Raw genomic sequence first — 23,499 nt, forward strand, 5'->3', positions numbered from 1 at the left:
CCTGAAACGCCTTGCATCATAGCGGACTATGGATGCACTGCGATATCCCTGGTGATGGCCGCTATTAACGACACGCCTGACAACGGCACAACACCTCTGAGCGCGCGTTAGCACGCTCATTTCGACTCACGGTTAATAGGCACCGTCGCGTTTTAACACCACACCCACTGTTTTGAACAGAATGGCAATGTCATTCCACAGTGACCAGTTTTTTACGTACCACGAATCGAAATAGACGCGGGTTTCATAGTCAACGTCATTACGACCGCTGACCTGCCACAATCCCGTCATGCCCGGCTTAGCCATCAGGTAATAATCAACATCACCAGCATAACGACAGAGTTCATCTTCAATGACCGGACGAGGTCCAACCAGACTCATATCACCGCGCACCACGTTCCAGAGCTGAGGCAGCTCATCGAGGCTTGTTTTACGGATGAAGTGGCCCACTTTAGTAATACGTGGATCATTTTTGAGTTTGAAATCTTTATCCCATTCCGCACGCGCAATCGGATCGGTGCGTAATACCTCTTCCAGCACTTCTTTGGAATTGATGACCATTGAACGGAATTTCAGGCATTTGAATTTACGGCCATTCATTCCCACACGTTCGTGACCATAAATCGGCGGTCCACCATCACGGCCCACCAGGAAGCCCAGCACCAGCAGCGCTGGCATCAGCATCAGGATAATTGAGAGTGCACCCACGATATCGAATGCCCGCTTCAGGAAACGCGAGGTGCGTTTAGCCAGGTTATTCTGAACACGCAGAATCATCACCTCATGGCTAAAGATATAAGCCATGTCTGTACCGTAAAGCGGAACACCACGCAGGGTCGGAATCACTGAAACTGAACGGCAGTTATGCATCGCCAGCGATTTTAGCCAGATATCACGATACTGACTCTGCTCATACTCGACTGCCACGATAAACTGGGTTTCGCTGTTAGTCAGGCTCCAGAGCTCCTGCTCATCACGCAGCACTGGCACGCCATTCATGATCTCCTGCGGACAGGTTCCATCAACGTCGTAGAAAGCGATAACGTCAAAACCCATGACCTCTTCGCTTTGCAGTGCCTGCCAGGCTTCGTGCGCATTTTTGCTGCTGCCGATAATAATGGTTTGTTTCTTCCACAAGCCTTTTTTATTCAGCAGACGTTTTGAGAGCGCACGACAGGTTGGAATTAAAATCAGCGCCAGAACCCAGGTCAGTAACCAGACGAAACGCGACATCTGCCACTGCGACAGTGCGGTGATCGACAGATCGATGACAGAAAATATAAGAATGGTACGAAAAACTTCTTTTAATTCGAACCAGAAAGGTTTCCGGTAGGTATAGTGCCGAAGCCTTACCCAGAACCAGCCAATACAAATTACCGACAGACAAATGTGTGTGGCAATTTTTAAATTCATTTCTTTTTCAGAAATATCTGCCAGCGGCGAACCTGAGTGAAGATTAATTAGCATCATCGCCACAAATAATGCTGCGTTGAAACAAATTAAGTCTGAACATGCCAGCATTAATTTGGTAATAAGACTTTTAAACGTAAATTCTGTATCGCGCATATTTAACTCTTTATTTTATTTCCTTAAACCCGCAACGGCTATCGCCTGTTAAATCATTAAGCGACGAAACCTCTCCAGACTGAGCCGTTTCTAAGGGGAGCTCCTGCGGCGTTTACGCCAATGATCTTAACCATAAACCAGTAATATTGTGATGAATACCAACAGATTACTCTGACTTAACCACCGCCAGCGCTGCTCACTTTATCAACAAAAACACGATTCGGGCACGCTACCGCCCTTGGCTGTCGCTGCCAATATCGCTGTCGTCATTCATATTGATCCCCGTAATGCAGTAACGTTACCGCATTGCATCGTGCAGACGTTCACCGGCGAATGACTCATTCGTCACATTGCGATTAATGTCGAATAGGCTCGCGAATTACGACTCTGGGGCAGAGTTTGCAAACTTGTTGCTATACTAGTTATTACTGGCTTGTTTACAAGCAGGTCCCGCTATCCCTGGACTATTTTAGGAAAAAGACTACCAGCGATTAGTATTGAGGCCTGACAGGCAGTGCAATGCTTTCTTCAAAATTAGGATTAATGCCATACTCGTGATGAGATAAATCGCATAAGCCCGACAGGTGAATATCTCATCCAGGGTTAAAAAGGAGTCAGAATACTCTCTGCTGCATTCTGTGAATTTAATCAAAACGTCACACTCATATGTTCATATTTTGCACGATATATCGCCTTGATTGGGTCATCGCTCCCCTGCCCTGCCATTTGTACGTGGCTTTGCACTCCACTATCATCAGAGAAAACTCAATTTAAAATATTCAGGTGAACATGACATGCTGGAGGTAATTGCAGATCCCTCGCTATGGGCGGGATTAGTAACGCTAATCGTTCTGGAACTGGTTTTAGGCATCGACAATCTTATCTTTATTGCCATCCTGGTTGAGAAGCTGCCTGGACCGCTTCGCGACCGCGCACGCGTGATAGGACTGCTGCTGGCGTTATTATGCCGATTATTGTTACTGGCATCGCTTTCCTGGCTGGTTACCCTGAAAGAACCCTGGATCACGCTGGGCGGACACCCCTTTAGTGCGCGCGATCTGTTGCTGCTGTCAGGCGGCATTTTCCTGCTATTTAAAGCCACTACAGAGTTGAATGCGCGTCTGGAAGGACACGATGAGGCGTCCGGTCAACAAAAAGGCGGCGCTAAATTCTGGCCGGTGGTGGCGCAAATCGTGGTGCTGGATGCCATATTCTCACTGGATGCGGTCATTACCGCCGTGGGCATGGTGAATGATCTGCCCGTCATGATGGTTGCTGTCACCATTGCCATTTTGCTGATGCTGCTCGCCAGCAAGCCGTTAACCCGCTTTGTGAACAACCATCCGACAATTGTCATCCTCTGCTTAAGCTTTTTGCTGATGATCGGTTTCAGCCTGGTGGCGGAAGGCTTTGGCTTTGTCATTCCTAAAGGGTATCTCTACGCGGCCATCGGCTTCTCAGTTGTCATCGAAGCGCTTAACCAGCTGGCACACTTTAATCGCCGCCGCGTGCTGTCGGCTGGTCGCCCACTGCGCCAGCGCACGGCTGAAGCGGTATTAAGGCTGCTGCGCGGGGCAGCAGAACCGGCGGAGCTGGATGCCAAAACCTCATCACTGATTGCTGACAGCGATGAGAGTATGCTCTTTAACCGCCAGGAACGCGCAATGATTGCCCGCGTGCTGGGCATGGGTCAGCGTCACGTTAACAGCATCATGACCTCGCGTCACGACGTCGACCATATTGATCTCAGTGATGATCCGGCTGAGATCATGTCGCGCCTTGACCGCAATCAGCACACGCGCATTCTGATAACCGAACACTCCAGTGAACCACTGGGTGTGGTGCATGTTATCGATCTGCTGCACCAGTCGCTGCACAACAATTCACTCGATTTACGCGCCCTTATCCGACAACCGCTGGTATTTCCTGAGCGACTGACCCTGCTGCAGGCGCTGGAACAGTTTCGTCAGGCTCATACACATTTTGCCTTTGTGGTGGATGAGTTCGGTTCAATGGAAGGCGTGGTGACGCTGAGCGATGTGATGGAGACCATCGCCGGCAATCTGCCGAATGAGGCAGGTGAAATTGACGCCCGTTACGATATACAGATTCAGGGTGAAGGTCACTGGATTGCCAACGGCCATATGCCACTGGACGATCTGGCGCTCTATGTGAAATTGCCGCTGGATGAACAGCGTGACTACCATACGCTGGCAGGCTTACTGATGGATAAGCTGCAACACATTCCTCAGGAAGGCGAAGTGTTGCAACTGGGTGACTATCTGCTGCGAACGCTGCAGGTTGAAAATCATCGGATTCAGAAGGTAGAAATCCTGCGGCAGCCTGACGCAGATTACGAGGTATAGCCACTGCCAGGGGCGCAGGGAATGCGCCCGCTAGGGACGCATGATTTTCTTCAGATTCTCTTTGTTCTCGCCCTCTTTCTGGCGATCAATCCACTGATTCAGACGTGACCTGGCCTCACTCTGCAGACGGTTACGAAGAACATCATCCACTGGCAGGGAATATTGCAGGCTGTTCCAGCCGCCATACATACGCAGTGGGATAGGCTGACTGGAAAGTGCCTTTACCAGCGCATCATCGCCACGCCAGCCGCTGATTTTCAGTCCCAGCGTCACATCCAGCTGTTGCTGCACCATGTCGACTTTGCCCGCGCCCTGTAATCCCAGATTCTGACCGTTACCATTGAGATCACTGAAGCTGAGTACACCTTTATTCAGCGCCACCTGCCCGCTGATCGACTCAATACCCTCTTCTACGGCATCCTGGCTGCTGACCTTATCGCTGACCCGAGCCACAGCACGCTGCACCATTTGCTGGAGATTAAGCTGTGCCAGCTTCAGGTTGCTGGCACTGATCGTCGCCCTGCCCTGCCAGCTGCGCTTTGCCGCCTCGACTGTCAGCGTATCGCCGGACAGCTCCCCGTCAAGACTCAGGTTGCCCTGCAGACTTTCCGGTAGTGCAAACGCTTTCAGCAACGGCTGGATTTGAATAAACCGGAGTTGCGGTTTCAGGCTGACCCGTGTCTCTGGATGACGAATGTCGATGCTGCCGGGAATCGAGAAGCTGCCATTACCCAGCTTGCCGCTGAGGGTGTTCAGCGTCATGAGTCCCTGCTGATTGCGGGCATTTAACGTAAAATCAGTCAGCGAGAGGCCGCGCCATACCGCATTATTCGCCTGAAGTTTTAGCGCCAGATCCATGTCGTTGAGAGGAGAGTCCGCATTGGTGCGTTCACGCGGCGCAGCAATCACCGGCGAACGGGCCACGGTGGCGTGCTGCGCGCCAGGCGCTTCAGAAACGGGCGCACTGGTGAGTAAATTATCGAGATTCAGGTTGCTGGCTTTCAGATCCAGCGCCAGCTGCTGTGGCGGCACCACATGACCACTGCCCTGCCCGGTCAGGGTACTGTCATTTGCGGTGAGCTGCAGACCACTAAAGGAGAACTGCTGCCGGTCACCATTCCATTCGCCTTGCAGGCTTAACGACCCTTTAATCCCCTGAGACGGAATGTCGGCGCCCGATAAGGTGTAATCGAGCTGCTGCAGCTGGCCGGTAAGACGGTGCGGATATTGCGCAGCATCCAGCTGGCCTTTGAGATTCAGCGCGGCGTTGCGCTGGTTGCGCATCAGCGTCGTGCTCAGAGAGAGTGTCGCCAGCTTGTTCGCGTCCTGATCCATCGTAATGTTGAGGTCGCGGAAATTATATTCGTCGCCGCCTGGCTGTTGCCAGATCAGCAGACTGTCGGCTACCCGCAGTTTAGCGATATCAAATGACCAGCCGGTGGATGGCGAGGCAGGCTCCGCATCACGCGGACCCTGAGGGGCATTTCTGGCAGGCTGCGCGCTACTGTCGGGCGTTACCCGCACTATCGCATTTTTCAGCAACACCTGACTGACGCTGAGCTGATGGGATAAAAGAGGCCAGAGATCAACATCGAGACGCATGTTCTCCGCTGAGACCAGCGGCTGAGTCGCCCCCGGCGCGGTGAGGCTCATCCGCCCAGCCAGGATGCTGAGCTGAGGCCAGACGTGCCAGCGCAAATCGTTACTGACCTCAAGGCGATAACCACTGCGTTGTTCAACCTGTTGCACCATATAGGTACGGAAGTCGTTGGGATTGACCAGCAGCACCAGCGCGCTCAATCCCGTTACGACCACCACTAACAGGATGGCCAGCGTGGTTATCACTCTTTTCATTACATCCTCAGATCAGTCTTTATCGATACGGCTGGCATCAGCGCCCTGCTGACCCCGATATTTAGCATCTTCACGTCGGTTATAAGGACGCGCAGCCGGGCCTGAAAGCGGTTCAAAACTCAGCGCGCCGATTAACATACCCGGACGCAGAGCCAGCGGCAGTTTACCTGAATTGTAGAATTCCAGCACGATACGACCCTGCCAGCCTGGATCAATGCGGTGCGCTGTCACATGCACCATCAGCCCGAGGCGCGCCAGCGATGAACGGCCATCCAGCCAGCCGACCAGGTCGTCAGGCAGCGTCACGGACTCCAGCGTTACCGCCAGCGCCAGCTCACCCGGATGGAGGAAAAAGGCTTCACCATCAGGCAACACGATCTCATCGCTCATGACCCGATCCAGTGCCGCGCTTACTTCCTGTTTCGGGCCACTCAGATCGATAAAGGCCGCGGTATGGCCGCTGAAGGTGCGGAACTGATTCCCCAGGCGCACATCGACGGTTGCCCCATTAATGCGCTCGACAGGCGGGCGTGGCTCAATGGCCAGTTTGCCATTGTCCAGCCAGGCTTCAATATCGCGATCGCATAATCTCATTGCGGTAACTCCATGGCATAAGTGTAGCGAACCGGTGACAGCGTGCCTGCCACCGGTCTGCACCCCGTCCGGATGGACGTGGGTTATTCAAAAAACTGGTTGATTTTCGCCTTCAGGATATCAATGGCGATACGGTTTTTTCCGCCGCGCGGCACAATGATATCGGCGTACTGTTTTGATGGCTCGATAAACTGCAGAAACATCGGACGCACGGTCTTCTGATACTGACTCATTACCGAATCCATTGAGCGGCCGCGCTCATTGACGTCACGTTTCATACGGCGCATCAGACAGATATCAAGCGGCGTATCCACGAAAATAGAAAAGTTAAGTTCCTGGCGCAGACGGGCATCGGTTAACAGCAGAATGCCTTCAAGAATAATGACCTTTTTCGCTTTCAGGTGCTGCGTTTGCTGAGTGCGGGTGTGCTCAACGTAGCTGTAGACCGGCAGCTCAATGTCCTGCCCGGCTTTTACCGCCTGCAGATGCTGCAACAGCAAATCATGATCCATCGCACTCGGATGGTCATAATTGGTTTTAACCCTCTCTTCCATGGTGAGGTGACTTTGATCTTTGTAATAAGCATCTTCCGGGATAACCCCGATATGCTCGTCACCTACCTGATCACGGATTTCACGATAGAGCGTGCTGGCAATTAAACTTTTACCGGATGCGGAAGCGCCGGCAATGCCTACAATCACGCACTGATGAGACTTGTCAGTCATACTTTTTTAAGACCTGATAACTGGAGCCTGCCACTGGTCACACATTACGCGGGCAGCGGACGGGCCGAAATGGAGAGGGTGTGTTCGCGCTAAGTATAGGGATTTCGGCCTTTTGATGCCAGAAAAATGGCACCGGCGTCTTTTCAGACTTTCTCCTTTGGACGCCACTCATTTCACCGATAAACTAGCAGCACACCATATTATAAAAAAATGGCCTGTGCGGCGCGCGGTTGTCTGAACGCGTGTCGCTGACATGATGACCGAATGATGCATCAGGAGTGGTATGCACTGGAAGACTTTGACCTATTTTGGCGACAGCATGCTGTTGATTCCGACAGCGGTAATTATTGCGCTGATTTTGCCGTGGAAAAGTGATAACCGCCTTACGGTCTTTTACTGGATTGTGGCCTTTGGCCTGGCTGGCCTGACAGTCAGCATCTCAAAGATTCTGTTTCTCGGGTTTGGCATCGGCAGTGCCCGTTTTAATTTTACCGGCTTCAGCGGTCACAGCGCGATGTCCGCTACCCTGTGGCCAGTGATGCTGTGGCTGATTTCCGGACGCTGGTCAGCAAAATGGCGCATTGCCGCGATTGGCGTGGGTTACCTGATTCCTCTGATGGTTGGGTTCTCGCGTCTGGTCATCCACGCTCACTCGAAAAGTGAGGTTGCCACCGGTTTGCTGCTGGGCTTCACGTTGAGTACCGCGTTTCTGATCTCTCAGCGCCGCACCGCGCTCAAAGGCTTTAGCTGGCCACAGATCGGTGCTGCACTGTTAGTGCCGTTTCTATTAATGGGTCATGGCCGTGTCGCCACGACGCAACAGTTTCTGGAACGCTTCTCTGCCAGCCTCGCGGGGCTGGAGAAGCCCTATACCCGCGCCGATCTTTTCCGCCAGTAATCAATACGCTGGTCATCAATTTCTCTGTGCCCGTCAATTCACCGAATAACGGGCAATATTGATTTCACCCCTTTTTTCTTTGCCGAATGTGCTAGCATGCAGTCAGAGAATGACTGGTGCCTGATTCGCCGTAGCGGAGTGTTGCACCCTGACGGAAGTCCGCATGACGATAGAGATCCTGTCCCCGCAAAAGAGCACGCCAAACTGCTGGCTTTCGGCGCTGTTCCTTGGCTGTATAGTGTTTGTCCTGACACTGTTCTGTCTTGAACTGATCGTGGTCAGCGGGAAAATCTCCCCGCTCTGGTTCCCGACGACATTAATGACTGTGGTGGTTTTCCGCTGTCCGTCACGACAGCTACCCCTGCTGCTGACTGCCTGTGTGCTGGGCACCGCCGCAGCCAACGCCATCATCATCGGACCTGCCTTTTCAAACATTAAATTCGCGCTGTTAAACCTTATTCAGGCCAGTGTGGGTGGCATGCTGCTGCGCGCGCTGCTGGATCGGCGCGCGCCACTGAACTCTCTGCATGACTGGGCCCGGATGGTGTTATCGGTGGGTATCGTGACACCGGTTCTGGGCGGCCTGCTGGCGCTCTGGACGCTGCAGGTCAGCGGCCACGCTTCGTTTCCCTTCTTTTATACATGGGTGATCTCAGAAATCATCGGCATGCTGGTGTTAGGCCCGATGCTGCTGCTGCTGCCCTGGCCGCTGCGACGGGCCCAGTTCAGCGAGCTGGGCAGGCAGTTGCCAGAAACGTTGATGACGCTGCTCCTGACCCTGGGTGCCAGTTATCTGTCGCTGCGTTTTCTGCCCTGGCCCTTTACCTTTATTGTCGTAATCCTGTTCTGGTGCGCGGTGCGCCTGCCCAAGCTGCAGGCGTTTGTGCTGTTCTTCATCAACGCCAGTTTTATCTCGATGCTGCTGGCTTTGGATGCGGTCAGCGTAGTAAACAACAACAGCGCGCTGGGCCCGGTCTCCAGCTGGTTACCTTTCCTTCTGGTGTTGATCCCCAGCCACATTATGTCGCTGGTGATGGATGCGTTCCGGCGTGAAAAACTCCACATCACCGACAGCGAAACCCGCTTCCGTCACGCCATGGAATACTCTGCAATCGGTATGGCGCTGGTGGCGCCTCAGGGTAAATGGCTGCAGGTTAACCGCTCGCTGTGCGATATCCTTGGCTATCCGGCCGAAGAGCTCAAACGCCTGACATTCCAGCAAATTACGCATCCCGATGATCTGAGCCTTGATCTGCAACATGCCAGCCGATTGCTGGAAGGTGAGATTGATACGTACACGTTTGAGAAGCGCTATTTTCGTAAAGATGGTGAGATTGTCTGGGCACGCCTCACGGTATCGCTGGTGCGCGATGGCAGCCAGGAACCGCTCTATTTTATCGCGCAAATTATTGATATCTCTGAGCTGAAGCAGAGTGAGCAGGTGAATCGCCGGCTGATGGAGCGCATCACGCTGGCCAACGAAGCCGGTGGCATTGGCGTGTGGGAGTGGAACCTGCTGACCGGTGAAATGTTATGGGACAAGCGCATGTATGCCCTGTTTGGTCTCGCCTCTCATGAGTCGCCCAGCTATGACCTCTGGATCCATCTGCTGCATACTGCAGATCGGGAGTATGCTGCGCTGACGGTGCAACAGGCGATTGAGCTGCGCAGTGCTTTTCACATGGAGTATCGCGTGGTTAATGCCGAGGGCCAGCGCTGGGTGCGCACCCAGGCAAACCGTTTACTGAGTAAAGAGGGCCGCATTGAGCGCATGCTGGGGATCTGCCAGGACATCACCCCGCTTCGTAATCTGAACGAAGCGCTGTTTCAGGAGAAAGAGCGCATGGCGATAACCCTGGACTCAATCGGTGAAGCGGTTATCAGCACGGACAAAGAGATGCGTGTCGCCTTTATGAATCCGGTGGCGGAGAAGATGAGTGGCTTGTCACAGGAGCAGGCTGCCGGGCAGCCGCTCAGTGAGCTGCTGCACATAACTCAGGGACGTAACGGCCCGAAAGTGGAGAATCTGCTGTTGTGCCAGTTGCCACCGGAAAAAATCACCCCCAGTCTGGCTGAAGATCTGGTGCTCCACACCCCGGATGGCGGCCACATCGATATTCATTACAGCATCACGCCACTGCGTTCAGAAGCGGGCGTGGAACAGGGTGCCGTCATGGTTATTCAGGATGTGAGTGAATCACGTAAACTGATGAAGCGCCTGAGTTACAGCGCCCTCCACGACACCCTGACCCGCCTGCCTAACCGCGCCAGCTTTGAGCTTCAGCTTAAACGTCTGCTGTTTGATGCCGCTGAACATCAGCATCAGCATGTGCTGGTGTTTATCGACCTGGATAAGTTTAAAGCGGTCAATGACACCGCAGGGCATGCCGCAGGCGATGCATTGCTGCGCGAGCTCTCCGATCTGATGCAGCACCATCTGCGCAGCAGCGACTTCCTGGCCCGACTGGGCGGCGATGAGTTTGCGCTTCTGATGCCTGATTGCGATGTGGGTCAGGCACATGACGTGGTGCAGCGCATCGTCGCTGCGGTCAACGATTACCGCTTCCAGTGGCTGGGTCGCCTCTATCATGTGGGCGCCAGTGCGGGCGTGACACAAATTTCAGCAGAAAACTGTCAGAGCAGCGACGTCCTTTCTCAGGCGGATATCGCCTGTTACAACGCCAAACGCAGTGGGCGTGGACGACTGATGATTTATGAGCAGCATAGCTTACCGCTGCCGGGTAACCATCAGGGAATGGATGCCGCGATGATTGATGCGCTGCAGATTGAACTGCCCGCCTGGCCTGTTGCGCCACCCAAAACCCCGCAGGCCGCCTTTATCTGGCTGCTTGATGTACAGTTGTTAACCGCAGATGGATTACTGCTGGATGAGACGTTGCTGCGCAATAACCTGCACGATGAGACGCTGCGACGTCGTCTCGATAACAATATTCTTGCGGTTTTTTTCCGCCACGACGTGGAAAAGCTCAATCAGAAAGGCATTCCGGTGATTTTGCCGCTTGATGCCGGGATACTCAGTGATGCCGCCTTTGTGGAGCAACTCTGTCAGCGCTTTGTCGCGGCCGGTCTCTCTGAAAGCCACTGTGGTTTTGCTTTCCCTGCGGCCAGCGTGTTGAGCAAAGGCGATCAGCTCTATTCCGCACTGCTGCAACTGCGGCAGTGTGGCTGCCGTATCGTATTGCAACATTTTGGCCGAAATCTGGACGCGTTTACTCTGCTGAGTAACGAGGTAGTTGATTACCTGGTACTGGCACCTGAACTGGTTGCTAACGTTCACAATAATCTGATGGATGAGATGCTGCTGACCATTATTCAGGGCCAGGCAACGCAGCGTAACATCGCGGTGCTGGCCGGTCCGGTTTCGGTCCCTGCTGTGCTCAGCACGCTGGCTACCCTTGATGTGGATGGCGTCTGGGGCAGTGCCGTGGCCGAGCGGCAGCCATTACGCGCACTGGCCGAAGATCGAATCTTCGCTATCCGTTAATTCCAGCGCGACCTGCTTGCTACACTGATGAAGCTGCGCTAAAGTCGCCCCCTTTTTTCCGGCATGGGGGCGAAAATGTTCATAGGATTCGATTACGGTACGGCTAACTGCTCAATTGCAGTCAGCGAAAATGGCACGCCACGTCTGTTAACGCTGGAAAATGATCAGCGCCTGCTGCCGTCGATGATCTGTGCGCCTACCCGCGAGTCGATCAGCGAATGGCTCTATCGCCATCATCAGGTGGCAACACCTGATAGCGAAACCACCGCGTTGTTGCAGCGCGCCCTGCGTTATAACCGCGAAGAAGATATTGAGGTTCAGCCCAACAGTGTGCAGTTTGGCCTTACCGCGCTGCAGCACTATATGGTCGATCCCGAAGATGTCTGGTTCGTTAAATCCCCCAAATCCTTTCTCGGTGCCACTGGCCTGAAGCCGCAGCAGATTGCTCTGTTTGAAGATCTGGTCTGCGCCATGATGCTGCACATCCGCCAAAAGGGCGAAAGCCAGCTTGATCACGCTATCGATCAGGCGGTGATCGGGCGTCCGGTCAACTTCCAGGGATTGGGCAGTGAAGAGTCTAACCAGCAGGCTGAAGGCATTCTGCTTCGCGCAGCACACCGTGCCGGTTTCCGCGACGTGGAGTTTCAGTTTGAACCGGTGGCAGCCGGACTCGATTTCGAAGCCACACTCAAACAGGAAACAACCGTGCTGGTTGTGGATATCGGCGGCGGAACCACCGACTGCTCGATGTTGCTGATGGGGCCAAAGTGGCGTGATAAGGCCGACCGCCGCGAAAGCCTGTTGGGCCATAGCGGTTGCCGCGTTGGCGGTAACGACCTGGATATCATGCTGACGTTTAAGACCCTGATGCCGCTACTTGGCCTGGGTGGTAATACCCAGAAAGGCACCGCCTTGCCAGCCCTGCCGTGGTGGAACGCCATCGCGATAAATGATGTGCCGGCACAGAGCGACTTCTACAGTCCGGCCTGCGGAAAGTGGCTGCGGGATTTAGTGCGGGATGCTGAACAGGGTGATGTGGTGGCTCGACTGCTGAAAGTCTGGCAGCAGAAGCTGAGTTATCGCCTGGTGCGGGCAGCGGAAGAGAGCAAGATTGCGCTGTCAGCTAATCCGGCACATACCGCCTCTCTCGACTTTATTGCCGCGGCATTAGAGACAGAAATTGGTGTGGAGCAGCTGCAGGACGCCATCAGTCAGCCGCTGGAGAAAATTCTGGAGCAGGTGCAGCTGGCCTTAGCCACCAGCCAGATTAAACCGGATGTCATCTACCTGACCGGCGGCAGTGCGCGTTCACCGTTACTGCGCGCGGCACTGCAGCAGACGCTGCCGGATACGCCGATTGCGGGCGGCGATGATTTCGCCTCCGTCACCGCAGGGCTGGCCCGCTGGGCAGAAGTGATGTTCCGTTGATCTTTGGCAGCCCTGCTATGTAAAAAAATGGCACCTTTAAGTGCCCTTTCAGACTGCTGACAAATTCAAATCAGGGTGCAACTGGCAGCGACGGAATAACTCAACAAGCAGGGAACACGGTCAGAGGAGGAAAGCGTCCCGCGCCATGGACGGCGCGGGCCGAGCGTGCCAGGGATTGGTGTAAGCGACTTTCCGATCTGACCGTGTTTACTGCACTGGCTCGATCTCACAGCTAACCGAGCCAAACTTCGTCATCAATCTCAAACGGCAACTGCTTATCGTTTTTGTTTGCAGACAACGATGAGCACGCTCCCATCGCTTTACGTTTGGGAGCAGTCTGCCTGATACATCTGAGCCCTTTTGGGCTGTAAATCAGAAGGCAATATTGGCGCTGATACCGCCGATAAACGCATCCTTCACTTCGCTTACCGCGCCTGGCGCCACCACATACTGCAGGTTTGGTCGCAGTGACATCCAGTTCGTCACTTTGGCGTTGTAATAAACCTCATAGTTGTACTCTGAACCTTCCTGAATCGGCAGATAAGTCGGGCTGTCAAAGCGGCTCTCGCCATTCGCCTGATTCTGCTGACGCAGAGCGCGGGTGTAGTCGCTGTTCACATGAATACGCGACGCGCCCACGCCGATCTCATCCTGAGGACGGGCATCAAACGGTCCTGTCCAGGTAAACGCGATAGACTGGTAGTTATCCGTCTTCGAGGTCTTGTGATCGTTCATCACCGCCTGAACCCGCACGCCCAGACCACGATTCACGTCGCCATCCTGCGCGGTCAGCTGTTGCTGTAACAGCAGATAGCCGCCATAGGCATGCGCCTGATCCTGATAGCCGCCATTGCGCCAGCTGCCATAAACATCGCCATCCACCGACGAATAGTAATAACCGATGCGGTAGTTACCCGGTAATTTCTCCGGCCCGAACGTCGGTTTCCAGCCCAGTTCCACCGGCACCAGATTGCCCTCGGAATTGCTGGTATCCAGACGGAAGCCATCTCCGCGATCATAGTTAGCTCGGTTCTGATTGTAGAAACCAACCTGGAAGAAGACCTCCGGGGTGATATTGAACTTAATCCGACCGCCCCACTGCGATACCGGCCAGTTGAACCAGCGGTCGCCGCGCCAGTTACCTGCCTGTCCGCTGCCCAGTGCCAGGTTCTGGAACAGGTTGCCATCGAAATTATCGAAGTCTTCACCCACCGTCACGCGTCCGGCTTTCAGATCGACCACATCGTTAAACAATCCTTTGCGTAACCAGAACTGTGTCAGACGCCAGGTCTGGCCGCGACCATACACCTCCTGCACGGAGGAGAGCATCCCGGTGCGTTGATCCGCGACCTGCTCAGAAACATTCTGACCGTTACGATTCGTCACGGTCATCTGAAATTCGGCATCCTGCCAGTCCAGCAGCTTTTGCAGGTCGAAATTGGTGCCGAACGTCCACTGGTCGCTGTAACGCATGGTGGTGTTGGTATTTGCGCCACCCCCTAAATTTGCGGCGCTCTCCATGGTGTAGTTGACGTCAAACTTGATGCCGTCATCCTGCAATTGCGTTCGGTAGCCGCCCCAGTCACCAAACATCCATTCGGAGTCCGGACTCAGCGCGTCAGCAGCCATGGCTTGTGAAGAAAAAATGGCCAGGATCAGGGTGCCCGTTGCCATACTGGCAGCGGAAAAGGTGGGTGCTTTTCTGTTTTTCATCTTGTTTATTCTTATGTGAGTTACGGGAAGTGACGCGCAGAGGATAGTGCTGGGTAAACGCTGTTTTTTATAAATACGTGCGCATAATTTCCCGTAACATCCGTTTATTAATGCAAGTGTGATCGGGATCTCTGATTGATTATTCTTTGGGCGGGCTTACTTCCTGCACAGGCATACCGTAAAAAGGGGCGCTGGCGCCCCTGAAGTTAACGGCTCGCCTGGTTCAGTTGCGCGATCTGCGCGGGGGTCAGCGTCAGTTGCATCGCACCAGCCAGATCGTCGAGTTGTTTAATCGACGTCGCACTGACGATCGGGGCGGTGATGCCAGGACGGGCAATCAGCCATGCCAGTGCCACCTGAGCTGGCGTCGCCTGATGGGCTTCACTGATGGCATCCAGCGCATCCAGGATCCGCAGACCGCGCGGGTTAAGGTATTTCTCCACCACGCCCTGCCCGCGTGCGCTTTTACCGGCATCTGCTGCATCACGATATTTGCCACTGAGAAAACCGCTGGCAAGCGAGTAGTAGTTGATCACGCCTAAACCCTGCGCCATGACAACGGGCTCCAGTTCCGACTCATAAGGCTGGCGGTCAAACAGGTTATATTGCGGTTGCAGCGTTTCATAACGCGCCAGCCCTTGCGATTCACTCACCTTCAACGCCTCCTGCAGACGCGCTGCGCTGTAATTGGAGGCACCAATGGCGCGCACTTTACCTTCACGGATCAGGCTGTCAAAGGTGCTCAGCGTTTCCGTCAGCGGCGTATCCTGATCGTCGCGGTGTGCCTGATAGAGATCGATATAGTCAGTCTGTAAGCGGCGAAGTGAATCTTCGACTGCCTGACGGATATATTGCGGCTTCAGCCCGGTCTTCTCAGGCGACATTTCCATGCCAACTTTGGTTGCCAGCACGATCTGGTCACGTTTTCCGCTTTTTTTCAGCCACTCTCCAATAATGGTTTCGGATTCACCGCCTTTATTGCCTGGCGCCCAGCGGGAGTAGACATCGGCGGTATCGATGAACCACAGCCCTCGTTCAACCAGCCCATCCAGCAGAGAAAACGAGGTGGGTTGATCCACCGTCCAGCCAAACACATTGCCGCCAAACGTCAGTAACGGCACCGTAATCCCACTGTCACCCAACTGCCGGGTTTGATTCTGACTCATTATCTGCTCCTTAATTTGCCTGACAAACTGCCTGTTTCTCAGCATAGCAAAGTGTTTTCACGCCTTTATGACGATTGTGCTGCGATTAATGTAATAACAGGCATAATTACCCGGCCCTGACAGATATCCTTATTTCCTTCAAATTTTGCCTGTCAGAGGCGACTACACTCTGTCGTTTGCAGGCTACCCATTTGATGCCTGCGCCTGGGACTACGTCACTGCTGGAGAGCATCAACAATCATGAGCACCCGACACCCTGTTATGAAGAAAACACTGATCGCACTGGCCCTGATTGCTGTGGCCGCTGGCGGCTACTATGCCTGGCAGCGCACTGCCCAGCCACAGAGCAGCAGCCAGACGGACTCGCCCGGGCCTCGAGGTGGCAAGGGCAGCGGTGACGGCGCTCGTCGGCCACTCGCCCCTGTTCAGGCAGCGACGGCTACCAGCCAGAGCGTGCCGCAATACCTTAGCGGATTGGGTACCGTCACGGCGGCTAACACGGCCACGGTGCGCAGCCGGGTCAATGGCGATCTGCTGGCGATCCACTTTACCGAAGGCCAGCAGGTCAACGCGGGCGATCTGCTGGCAGAAGTCGACCCACGTCCTTACCAGGTGGCGTTAACCCAGGCTCAGGGCCAGCTGGCGAAAGATCAGGCGACGCTGGCCAATGCCCGTCGCGACCTGGCGCGCTTCGAGAAGCTGGCAAAAACGTCGCTGGTATCGCAGCAGGAGCTGGATACCCAGCGCTCACTGGTGAATGAAACGCTGGGCACCCTGAAAGCGGATGAGGGAAGCGTCGCCAGTGCGCAGCTCAATCTGACCTACAGCAAAATCACTGCACCGATTGCCGGCCGTGTCGGCCTGAAACAGGTGGATGTCGGCAACTACGTCACCAGTGGCGACACCACCGGTATCGTCGTGATCACCCAGACGCACCCGATTGATGTGGTCTTTACCCTGGCGGAGAACAGCATCAGTTCCATTCTCAAGGCACAGAAAAGCGGCCAGCCGCTGCTGGTGGAGGCCTGGGATCGCAGTAATGAGAATTTAATCGCCAGCGGCAAACTGCTGAGCCTCGATAACCAGATTGATGTGACGACCGGCACCATAAAAATCAAAGCGCGGTTTGATAATCAGGACGACGCCCTCTTCCCTAATCAGTTCGTCAATGTTCGGCTCAAGGTCAACACCTTGCAGAATGCCGTTGTGATTCCGCCTGCCGCATTACAGATGGGCAACGAAGGCCACTTTGTCTGGGTGGTCAACAGTGACAACAAGGTGAGCAAGAAAAGCGTGATTGCCGGCCTGCAGGATAGCCAGAAAGTGGTGGTCAGCGCCGGTCTGGAAGCCGGTGAACGGGTCGTGACCGATGGTCTGGATCGTCTGACCGAAGGCGCGAAAGTCGAGGTGGTCGCGCCGCAGAGCAACGCACCGCGCGCCACCCGCGCCGCCCTGCCGTCAAAAGGAGAGCGTGAGTAATGCAGGTCATGCCTCCCGATCACAGTGGCGGGCCGTCACGCCAGTTTATTCTGCGTCCGGTCGCCACCACGCTGTTGATGATTGCGATTTTGCTGGCCGGAGTGCTGGGCTACCGGTTCCTGCCGGTCTCGGCACTGCCGGAAGTCGATTATCCGACCATCCAGGTGGTTACGCTTTATCCTGGTGCCAGCCCGGATGTGGTCACCTCCTCCATTACCGCCCCACTAGAGCGTCAGTTTGGTCAGATGTCGGGGCTGAAACAGATGGCATCGCAAAGCTCCGGCGGTGCCTCGGTGGTAACACTGCAGTTTCAGCTGACGCTGCCGCTGGATGTGGCCGAGCAGGAGGTGCAGGCGGCCATTAACTCCGCCACTAATCTGTTGCCCAACGACCTGCCCAATCCACCGGTCTACAGCAAAGTAAACCCTGCCGATCCGCCCATCATGACGCTGGCCGTCACGACGCGCAGCATGCCGCTGACGCAGGTGCAGGACATGGTGGAAACGCGGGTCGCGCAGAAAATTTCGCAGGTCAGCGGTGTCGGCCTGGTCACACTGTCAGGCGGTCAGCGCCCGGCAGTGCGGGTAAAAATGAATGCGCAGGCGCTGGCGGCGCTGGGTCTGACCAGTGAAACGGTGCGAACCGCCATCAGCAATGCCAACGTTAACTCCGCCAAAGGCAGCCTGGATGGTCCGACGCGTTCTATTACCCTGTCAGCCAATGACCAGATGAAATCCGCGGAAGATTATCGCCAGCTGATTATCAGCTACAAAAATGGCGCGCCGGTGCGTCTTGGTGACGTGGCGACCATTGAACAGGGAGCAGAAAACAGCTGGCTTGGCGCCTGGGCCAATCGCGATGCGGCGATTGTGCTTAATGTTCAGCGTCAGCCTGGCGCTAATATTATCGCCACTGCAGATAATATCCGTGCCATGTTGCCCGCCCTGACCGAAACGCTGCCCAAATCGGTAGAGGTGAAACTGCTCACCGACCGCACCACCAATATTCGCGCGTCGGTGAACGACACGCAGTTTGAGCTGATACTGGCGATGGCGCTGGTGGTGATGATTATCTATCTGTTCCTGCGTAACGTGCCCGCCACGCTGATCCCGGCGGTGGCGGTGCCGCTGTCGCTGATCGGCACCTTTGCGGCGATGTACTTTCTCGGTTTTTCCATTAATAACCTGACGCTGATGGCGCTGACCATTGCCACGGGTTTTGTGGTCGATGATGCCATTGTGGTGATTGAGAACATCTCGCGCTATATCGAAAAAGGGGAAAAGCCGCTTACCGCCGCGCTGAAAGGTGCCGGTGAGATCGGCTTTACCATTATCTCCCTGACCTTTTCGCTGATTGCGGTACTGATTCCACTGCTGTTTATGGGCGACGTAATTGGCCGTCTGTTCCGCGAATTTGCCGTGACGCTGGCCGTAGCGATTCTGATTTCCGCAGTAGTGTCACTCACCCTGACGCCGATGATGTGCGCCCGGATGCTGAGCGCAGAGTCGCTGCGTAAACAGAACCGCTTTTCACGGGCCAGCGAGGCGATGTTTGATCGTATCGTGGCCGCCTATGGCCGTGGCCTGAAACGGGTGCTGAATCACCCCTGGCTGACATTGTCGGTCGCGCTTGGCACCCTTGTGCTGACGGTGCTGCTGTGGATGGTGATCCCGAAAGGCTTTTTCCCGCAGCAGGACAACAGCATTATTCAGGGTACGCTGCAGGCACCGCAGTCGGTCTCCTACGCCAGCATGGCAGAGCGCACCCGCGACGTTGCCTCCATCATCATGAAAGATCCGGCGGTTGAGAGCATGACCTCGTTCGTCGGCGTCGATGGCACCAATGCCTCACTGAACAGCGCGCGACTGCAGATTAACCTTAAACCTCTGGATCAACGCGACGACCGCATTCCGGCTATTCAGCAACGCCTGCAACAACAGGTCAGTCAGCTGCCGGGCGTGCAGCTCTGGCTGCAGGCGGTGCAGGATCTCACCATCGATACCCAGGCGAGCCGCACGCCGTACCAGTTCACGCTGCAGTCCGGCTCCCTGTCGTCGCTCAGCACCTGGGTGCCGGCTCTGCTGACCCGGCTCAGTACCCTGCCACAGCTGCGTGACGTCAGCAGTGACTGGCAGGACCAGGGGCTGGAAGCTTATGTCAACGTTGACCGCGACAGCGCCAGCCGCCTCGGTATCAGCATGGCCGATGTCGATAACGCGCTGTACAACGCGTTTGGGCAGCGACTCATCTCCACCATCTATACCCAGGCAAATCAGTATCGTGTGGTGCTGGAGCAGGATAATAACGCCACACCGGGGCTGGAGAGCCTGGAGGCAATTCGCCTTAACAGCAGTGATGGCGGCAGCGTTCCGCTGAGCGCCATCGCCCGTATTGAACAGCGTCACACGCCGCTCAGCATTAACCATCTGGACCAGTTCCCGTCGGCGACCTTCTCCTTCAACGTGGCTGATGGCTATTCGCTGGAAGATGCGGTGAAGGCGGTGTCGCAGGCGGAAGCGCAGCTGGGCATGCCCGCGGAGCTGATGACCCAGTTCCAGGGCAGTACGCTGGCGTTTGAGGCGGCGCTGAGCAGCACCGTCTGGCTGATTGTGGCAGCCATCGTGGCGATGTACATCGTGCTGGGCGTGCTCTATGAAAGCTTTATTCACCCGATTACGATTCTCTCAACACTGCCCACTGCCGGTGTCGGCGCGCTGCTGGCGCTGATGCTCAGCGGCAATGAGCTGGATATCGTGGCAATTATCGGCATCATCCTGTTGATCGGCATCGTGAAAAAGAACGCCATCATGATGATCGACTTTGCGCTGGCAGCCGAACGTGAACAGGGCATGAAGCCGGTAGATGCCATCTATCAGGCCTGTCTGTTGCGCTTCCGTCCGATTCTGATGACCACACTGGCAGCCCTTCTCGGTGCGCTGCCGCTGATGCTCAGCACCGGCGTCGGTGCCGAATTGCGTCATCCGCTGGGAATCGCCATGGTCGGTGGCCTGATTCTGAGTCAGGTACTGACGCTGTTCACCACACCGGTGATCTATCTGCTGTTTGACCGCCTGGCGCATGCTACCCGCCGACGCTTTGGCCGTACGGAGGCCGCAGAGTGAAGTTTTTTGCCCTCTTCATCCATCGGCCCGTCGCCACGACCCTGCTGACACTGGCCATCGCCCTGGCCGGGATGCTGGGCTTCCGTCTGCTGCCGGTGGCACCGCTGCCGCAGGTCGATTTTCCAGTCATCGTCATCTCGGCCTCGCTGCCGGGCGCCTCACCGGAAATCATGGCATCGTCGGTGGCGACACCGCTGGAACGCTCGCTGGGACGCATCGCGGGGGTCAGTGAAATGACCTCCACCAGTTCGCTGGGCAGCACCCGCATCATTCTGGTGTTTGATTTTGATCGCGACATTAACGGCGCGGCGCGCGACGTGCAGGCCGCCATTAACGCCGCGCAAAGCCTGCTGCCCACCGGCATGCCGTCGCGTCCCACCTACCGGAAAGTTAACCCTTCTGATGCGCCGATCATGATCATGACGCTGACCTCAGATACCTACAATCCGGGTCAGCTTTATGACTACGCCTCCACCCAGCTGGCGCAGAAGCTGTCACAGATTGAAGGCGTGGGCGATGTCACCGTGGGCGGCAGTTCGCTGCCTGCGGTGCGCGTGGCGCTGAATCCCCAGGCACTGTTTAACCAGGGCGTATCGCTGGATGCGGTGCGCACCGCTATCTCCAATGCCAATCAGCGACGACCGCAGGGCGCACTGGATGACGGTCAGCAGCGCTGGCAACTGCGAACCAATGACGCGCTGCAGACTGCCCGGGAGTATCAGCCGCTGGTGGTGCATTACAACAACGGCGCGGCGGTCAGGCTGTCGGATGTGGCGACGGTAGAGGACTCGGTTCAGGACGTGCGCAACGCCGGGATGTCACGCGGTAAACCTGCGGTTCTGCTGCTGATCCGCAAAACGCCTGAAGCGAACGTCATTGATACGGTCGATCGGATTCGCGCTGAAATGCCGCTGCTGCATGAGGTGATCCCTGCTGCCATCGATCTCGAGATTGCGCAGGATCGCTCGCCCACTATTCGCGCCTCGCTGCATGAAGTGGAGCAGTCGCTGATTATCGCCGTGGCGCTGGTGATTCTGGTGGTGTTTGTTTTCCTGCGCTCGGGCCGCGCCACGCTGATCCCGGCCGTTGCCGTGCCGGTTTCGCTAATCGGCACGTTTGCCGCGATGTACCTGTGCGGCTTCAGCCTGAATAATCTGTCACTGATGGCGCTGACCATTGCTACCGGTTTTGTGGTGGACGATGCGATTGTGGTGCTGGAGAACATTGCCCGTCACGTGGAAGCCGGCATGAAGCCGCTGGCTGCCGCGCTAAAAGGGGTGCGGGAAGTCGGCTTTACCGTGCTGTCGATGAGCCTGTCGCTGATTGCGGTGTTCCTGCCGCTCCTGATGATTGGCGGGCTGATTGGCCGCTTCTTCTCTGAGTTTTCCATTACGCTGTCGGTGTCGATTCTTATCTCGCTGTTTATCTCGGTCACGCTGACGCCGGTGATGTGCGCTTATCTGCTGAAGCCGCACGCGCCGCGCAGCCAGCCACGTCAGCGCGGGGTGGGCCGGCTACTGATGGCGATTCAGCAAGGCTACGGTCGGTCGCTTAACGTGGTGCTGAACCATGCACGCTGGGTGCTGCTGCTGTTTTTCGCCACCATCGCCCTGACAGGCTGGCTATTCGTTCATATCCCGAAAACCTTTATGCCGGAACAGGATACCGGGCGACTCTCCGGCTTTATCTCTGCCGACCAGAGCATTTCCTTTCAGGCGATGCGCAGCAAGCTGCAGGATTTTATGGAGATTGTCGGGGCCGATCCGGCGGTGGACAGCGTGGTGGGCTTTACCGGTGGGATGCGGACCAACAGCGGCTCGATGTTTATCTCGCTGAAGCCGCTGTCGGAGCGTAAAGAGAGTGCCCTTGAAATAATCGCCCGGCTGCGCACTAAGCTGGCGAAAGAGCCGGGGGCCAATCTCTATCTGAATGCGGTGCAGGACCTGCGCGCAGGGGGGCGGGAATCGAATGCTGCTTATCAATATTCATTGCTGTCGGACGATCTCGGCGCACTGCGGACGTGGGAGCCGAAAATCCGCGAGGCGTTCTCCGCCCTGCCGCAGCTGGCGGACGTGAACTCCGATCAGCAGGATAAAGGCAGCGAAATGGCGCTGACCTACGATCGTGAAAGCATGGCCCGGCTTGGCATTGATGTCTCTCAGGCCAATGCCCTGCTGAATAACGCTTTTGGTCAGCGTCAGATTTCCACTATCTATCAGCCGCTTAATCAGTACAAAGTGGTGATGGAGGTCGATCCGCGCTACACCCAGGATATCAGCGCCCTTTCACAGATGTTTGTGATAAATAGCGACGGTAAAGCCATCCCGCTGTCGTGGTTCGCCCACTGGCAGCCAGCGAATGCGCCGCTGTCGGTGAACCATGAAGGGCTGTCAGCCGCTTCGACGATCTCTTTTAACCTGCCAGAGGGTGTGTCGCTGTCACAGGCATCGGAAGCAATTGAACGGACCATGACCGCGATTGGTGTGCCCTCCAGCGTGCGCGGCAGTTTTGCCGGTACGGCGCAGGTGTTTCAGCAGTCGCAAAGCAGCCAGCTCTGGCTGATGCTGGCAGCCATTGCGGCGGTCTATATCGTGCTGGGCATCCTCTACGAAAGCTATGTGCATCCGCTGACGATTCTCTCTACCCTGCCCTCGGCGGGTGTCGGGGCGTTGCTGGCGCTGGAACTGTTCGATACGCCCTTTAGCCTGATTGCGCTGATCGGTATTCTGCTGCTGATTGGCATCGTGAAAAAGAACGCCATCATGATGGTCGATTTTGCGCTGGAGGCCGAGCGTAACGGCCAGCTGAGTGCGCGAGAGGCGATTTTCCAGGCGTGCCTGCTGCGCTTCCGGCCAATTATGATGACCACACTGGCGGCATTGTTTGGCGCGCTGCCACTGGTGCTGAGCAGCGGCGACGGTGCCGAACTACGTCAACCGCTGGGAATTACCATTGCAGGCGGGCTGGTGATGAGCCAGCTGCTGACACTCTACACCACGCCGGTGGTCTATCTGATGATGGATAAATTGCGGCGCAAAAAGCGTCCGCTGACCGCCGCCGCGCAATAGCCGTAATGAGTGTGT

The 23,499-nt window shown here is 55.8% G+C and carries 13 protein-coding genes; 7 read left to right on the forward strand and 6 right to left on the reverse strand.

All coding sequences use genetic code 11. From position 1 onward, the window contains the following. Positions 1–132 precede the first annotated feature (132 nt). A complete protein-coding gene (gene wbaP / locus AC6I77_RS12430; protein WP_004571283.1) occupies positions 133–1,566 on the reverse strand; it encodes an undecaprenyl-phosphate galactose phosphotransferase WbaP in 1,434 nt (477 codons plus the stop codon). A 794-nt stretch (positions 1,567–2,360) separates the two neighbouring features. Between wbaP and AC6I77_RS12435 the strand changes: the two genes are divergently transcribed. Then, positions 2,361–3,932 carry a TerC family protein gene (locus AC6I77_RS12435; protein WP_110411252.1) on the forward strand — a complete coding sequence of 524 codons (1,572 nt, stop codon included), beginning with the start codon at positions 2,361–2,363 and terminating at the stop codon, positions 3,930–3,932. Between the two features lie 30 nt (positions 3,933–3,962). On the opposite strand, the gene asmA is transcribed toward AC6I77_RS12435, so the two are convergent. From asmA to udk, 3 genes are all read right to left on the reverse strand, one after another. Then, complete coding sequence (gene asmA, locus AC6I77_RS12440) at positions 3,963–5,786, reverse strand: outer membrane assembly protein AsmA (protein ID WP_154926628.1); 1,824 nt, start codon at positions 5,784–5,786, stop codon at positions 3,963–3,965. Positions 5,787–5,798: 12 nt separating this feature from the next. Further along, positions 5,799–6,380, reverse strand: coding sequence for a dCTP deaminase (gene dcd, locus AC6I77_RS12445; protein WP_004571280.1), 582 nt, complete (start codon positions 6,378–6,380; stop codon positions 5,799–5,801). An 83-nt stretch (positions 6,381–6,463) separates the two neighbouring features. Further along, positions 6,464–7,105: a uridine kinase gene (gene udk, locus AC6I77_RS12450; RefSeq protein ID WP_004571279.1), complete on the reverse strand. Its 642-nt coding sequence runs from the start codon at positions 7,103–7,105 to the stop codon at positions 6,464–6,466. A gap of 283 nt (positions 7,106–7,388) precedes the next feature. Between udk and AC6I77_RS12455 the strand changes: the two genes are divergently transcribed. From AC6I77_RS12455 to yegD, 3 genes are all read left to right on the forward strand, one after another. Then, positions 7,389–8,003 (forward strand): phosphatase PAP2 family protein, encoded by a 615-nt coding sequence (locus AC6I77_RS12455; RefSeq protein WP_004571278.1) that lies wholly within the window; start codon positions 7,389–7,391, stop codon positions 8,001–8,003. A gap of 163 nt (positions 8,004–8,166) precedes the next feature. Continuing rightward, the gene (locus AC6I77_RS12460) at positions 8,167–11,508 is read left to right on the forward strand and encodes a diguanylate cyclase (protein WP_039659793.1); all 3,342 of its coding nucleotides are present in this window, start codon (positions 8,167–8,169) and stop codon (positions 11,506–11,508) included. Between the two features lie 75 nt (positions 11,509–11,583). Further along, complete coding sequence (gene yegD, locus AC6I77_RS12465; RefSeq protein WP_008926093.1) at positions 11,584–12,936, forward strand: molecular chaperone; 1,353 nt, start codon at positions 11,584–11,586, stop codon at positions 12,934–12,936. 372 nt (positions 12,937–13,308) lie between these two features. Here yegD and AC6I77_RS12470 read toward each other — a convergent pair whose 3' ends face one another. Both AC6I77_RS12470 and AC6I77_RS12475 read right to left on the reverse strand, forming a co-directional pair. Next, positions 13,309–14,649 (reverse strand): carbohydrate porin, encoded by a 1,341-nt coding sequence (locus AC6I77_RS12470; protein WP_004571275.1) that lies wholly within the window; start codon positions 14,647–14,649, stop codon positions 13,309–13,311. A gap of 206 nt (positions 14,650–14,855) precedes the next feature. Next, entirely contained in the window at positions 14,856–15,815 is a 960-nt protein-coding gene (locus AC6I77_RS12475) for an aldo/keto reductase (protein WP_004571274.1), read from the reverse strand. A gap of 240 nt (positions 15,816–16,055) precedes the next feature. On the opposite strand from AC6I77_RS12475, the gene AC6I77_RS12480 reads away from it, so the two are divergent. Genes AC6I77_RS12480 through mdtC form a run of 3 tightly spaced genes read left to right on the forward strand, consistent with a single transcriptional unit; the run spans position 16,056 to position 23,484 of the window. Further along, positions 16,056–17,294, forward strand: coding sequence for an MdtA/MuxA family multidrug efflux RND transporter periplasmic adaptor subunit (locus tag AC6I77_RS12480; RefSeq protein WP_312041224.1), 1,239 nt, complete (start codon positions 16,056–16,058; stop codon positions 17,292–17,294). Then, complete coding sequence (locus tag AC6I77_RS12485) at positions 17,294–20,416, forward strand: MdtB/MuxB family multidrug efflux RND transporter permease subunit (RefSeq protein WP_110411248.1); 3,123 nt, start codon at positions 17,294–17,296, stop codon at positions 20,414–20,416. The genes AC6I77_RS12480 and AC6I77_RS12485 overlap by 1 nt, the downstream gene beginning before the upstream one ends. Next, the gene (mdtC, locus tag AC6I77_RS12490; RefSeq protein ID WP_004571271.1) at positions 20,413–23,484 is read left to right on the forward strand and encodes a multidrug efflux RND transporter permease subunit MdtC; all 3,072 of its coding nucleotides are present in this window, start codon (positions 20,413–20,415) and stop codon (positions 23,482–23,484) included. The genes AC6I77_RS12485 and mdtC overlap by 4 nt, the downstream gene beginning before the upstream one ends. Positions 23,485–23,499: the final 15 nt, after the last annotated feature.

It is taken from the genome of Pantoea sp. X-Soil-ISGK-259 (assembly GCF_059730705.1).

Excerpts from the sequence above, each read along its gene's own strand:
- wbaP (WP_004571283.1), bottom strand. The coding sequence starts at position 1,566 with ATGCGCGATACAGAATTTACGTTTAAAAGTCTTATTACCAAATTAATG.
- AC6I77_RS12435 (WP_110411252.1), top strand. The coding sequence starts at position 2,361 with ATGCTGGAGGTAATTGCAGATCCCTCGCTATGGGCGGGATTAGTAACG.
- asmA (WP_154926628.1), bottom strand. The coding sequence starts at position 5,786 with ATGAAAAGAGTGATAACCACGCTGGCCATCCTGTTAGTGGTGGTCGTA.
- dcd (WP_004571280.1), bottom strand. The coding sequence starts at position 6,380 with ATGAGATTATGCGATCGCGATATTGAAGCCTGGCTGGACAATGGCAAA.
- udk (WP_004571279.1), bottom strand. The coding sequence starts at position 7,105 with ATGACTGACAAGTCTCATCAGTGCGTGATTGTAGGCATTGCCGGCGCT.
- AC6I77_RS12455 (WP_004571278.1), top strand. The coding sequence starts at position 7,389 with ATGCACTGGAAGACTTTGACCTATTTTGGCGACAGCATGCTGTTGATT.
- AC6I77_RS12460 (WP_039659793.1), top strand. The coding sequence starts at position 8,167 with ATGACGATAGAGATCCTGTCCCCGCAAAAGAGCACGCCAAACTGCTGG.
- yegD (WP_008926093.1), top strand. The coding sequence starts at position 11,584 with ATGTTCATAGGATTCGATTACGGTACGGCTAACTGCTCAATTGCAGTC.
- AC6I77_RS12470 (WP_004571275.1), bottom strand. The coding sequence starts at position 14,649 with ATGAAAAACAGAAAAGCACCCACCTTTTCCGCTGCCAGTATGGCAACG.
- AC6I77_RS12475 (WP_004571274.1), bottom strand. The coding sequence starts at position 15,815 with ATGAGTCAGAATCAAACCCGGCAGTTGGGTGACAGTGGGATTACGGTG.
- AC6I77_RS12480 (WP_312041224.1), top strand. The coding sequence starts at position 16,056 with ATGAGCACCCGACACCCTGTTATGAAGAAAACACTGATCGCACTGGCC.
- AC6I77_RS12485 (WP_110411248.1), top strand. The coding sequence starts at position 17,294 with ATGCAGGTCATGCCTCCCGATCACAGTGGCGGGCCGTCACGCCAGTTT.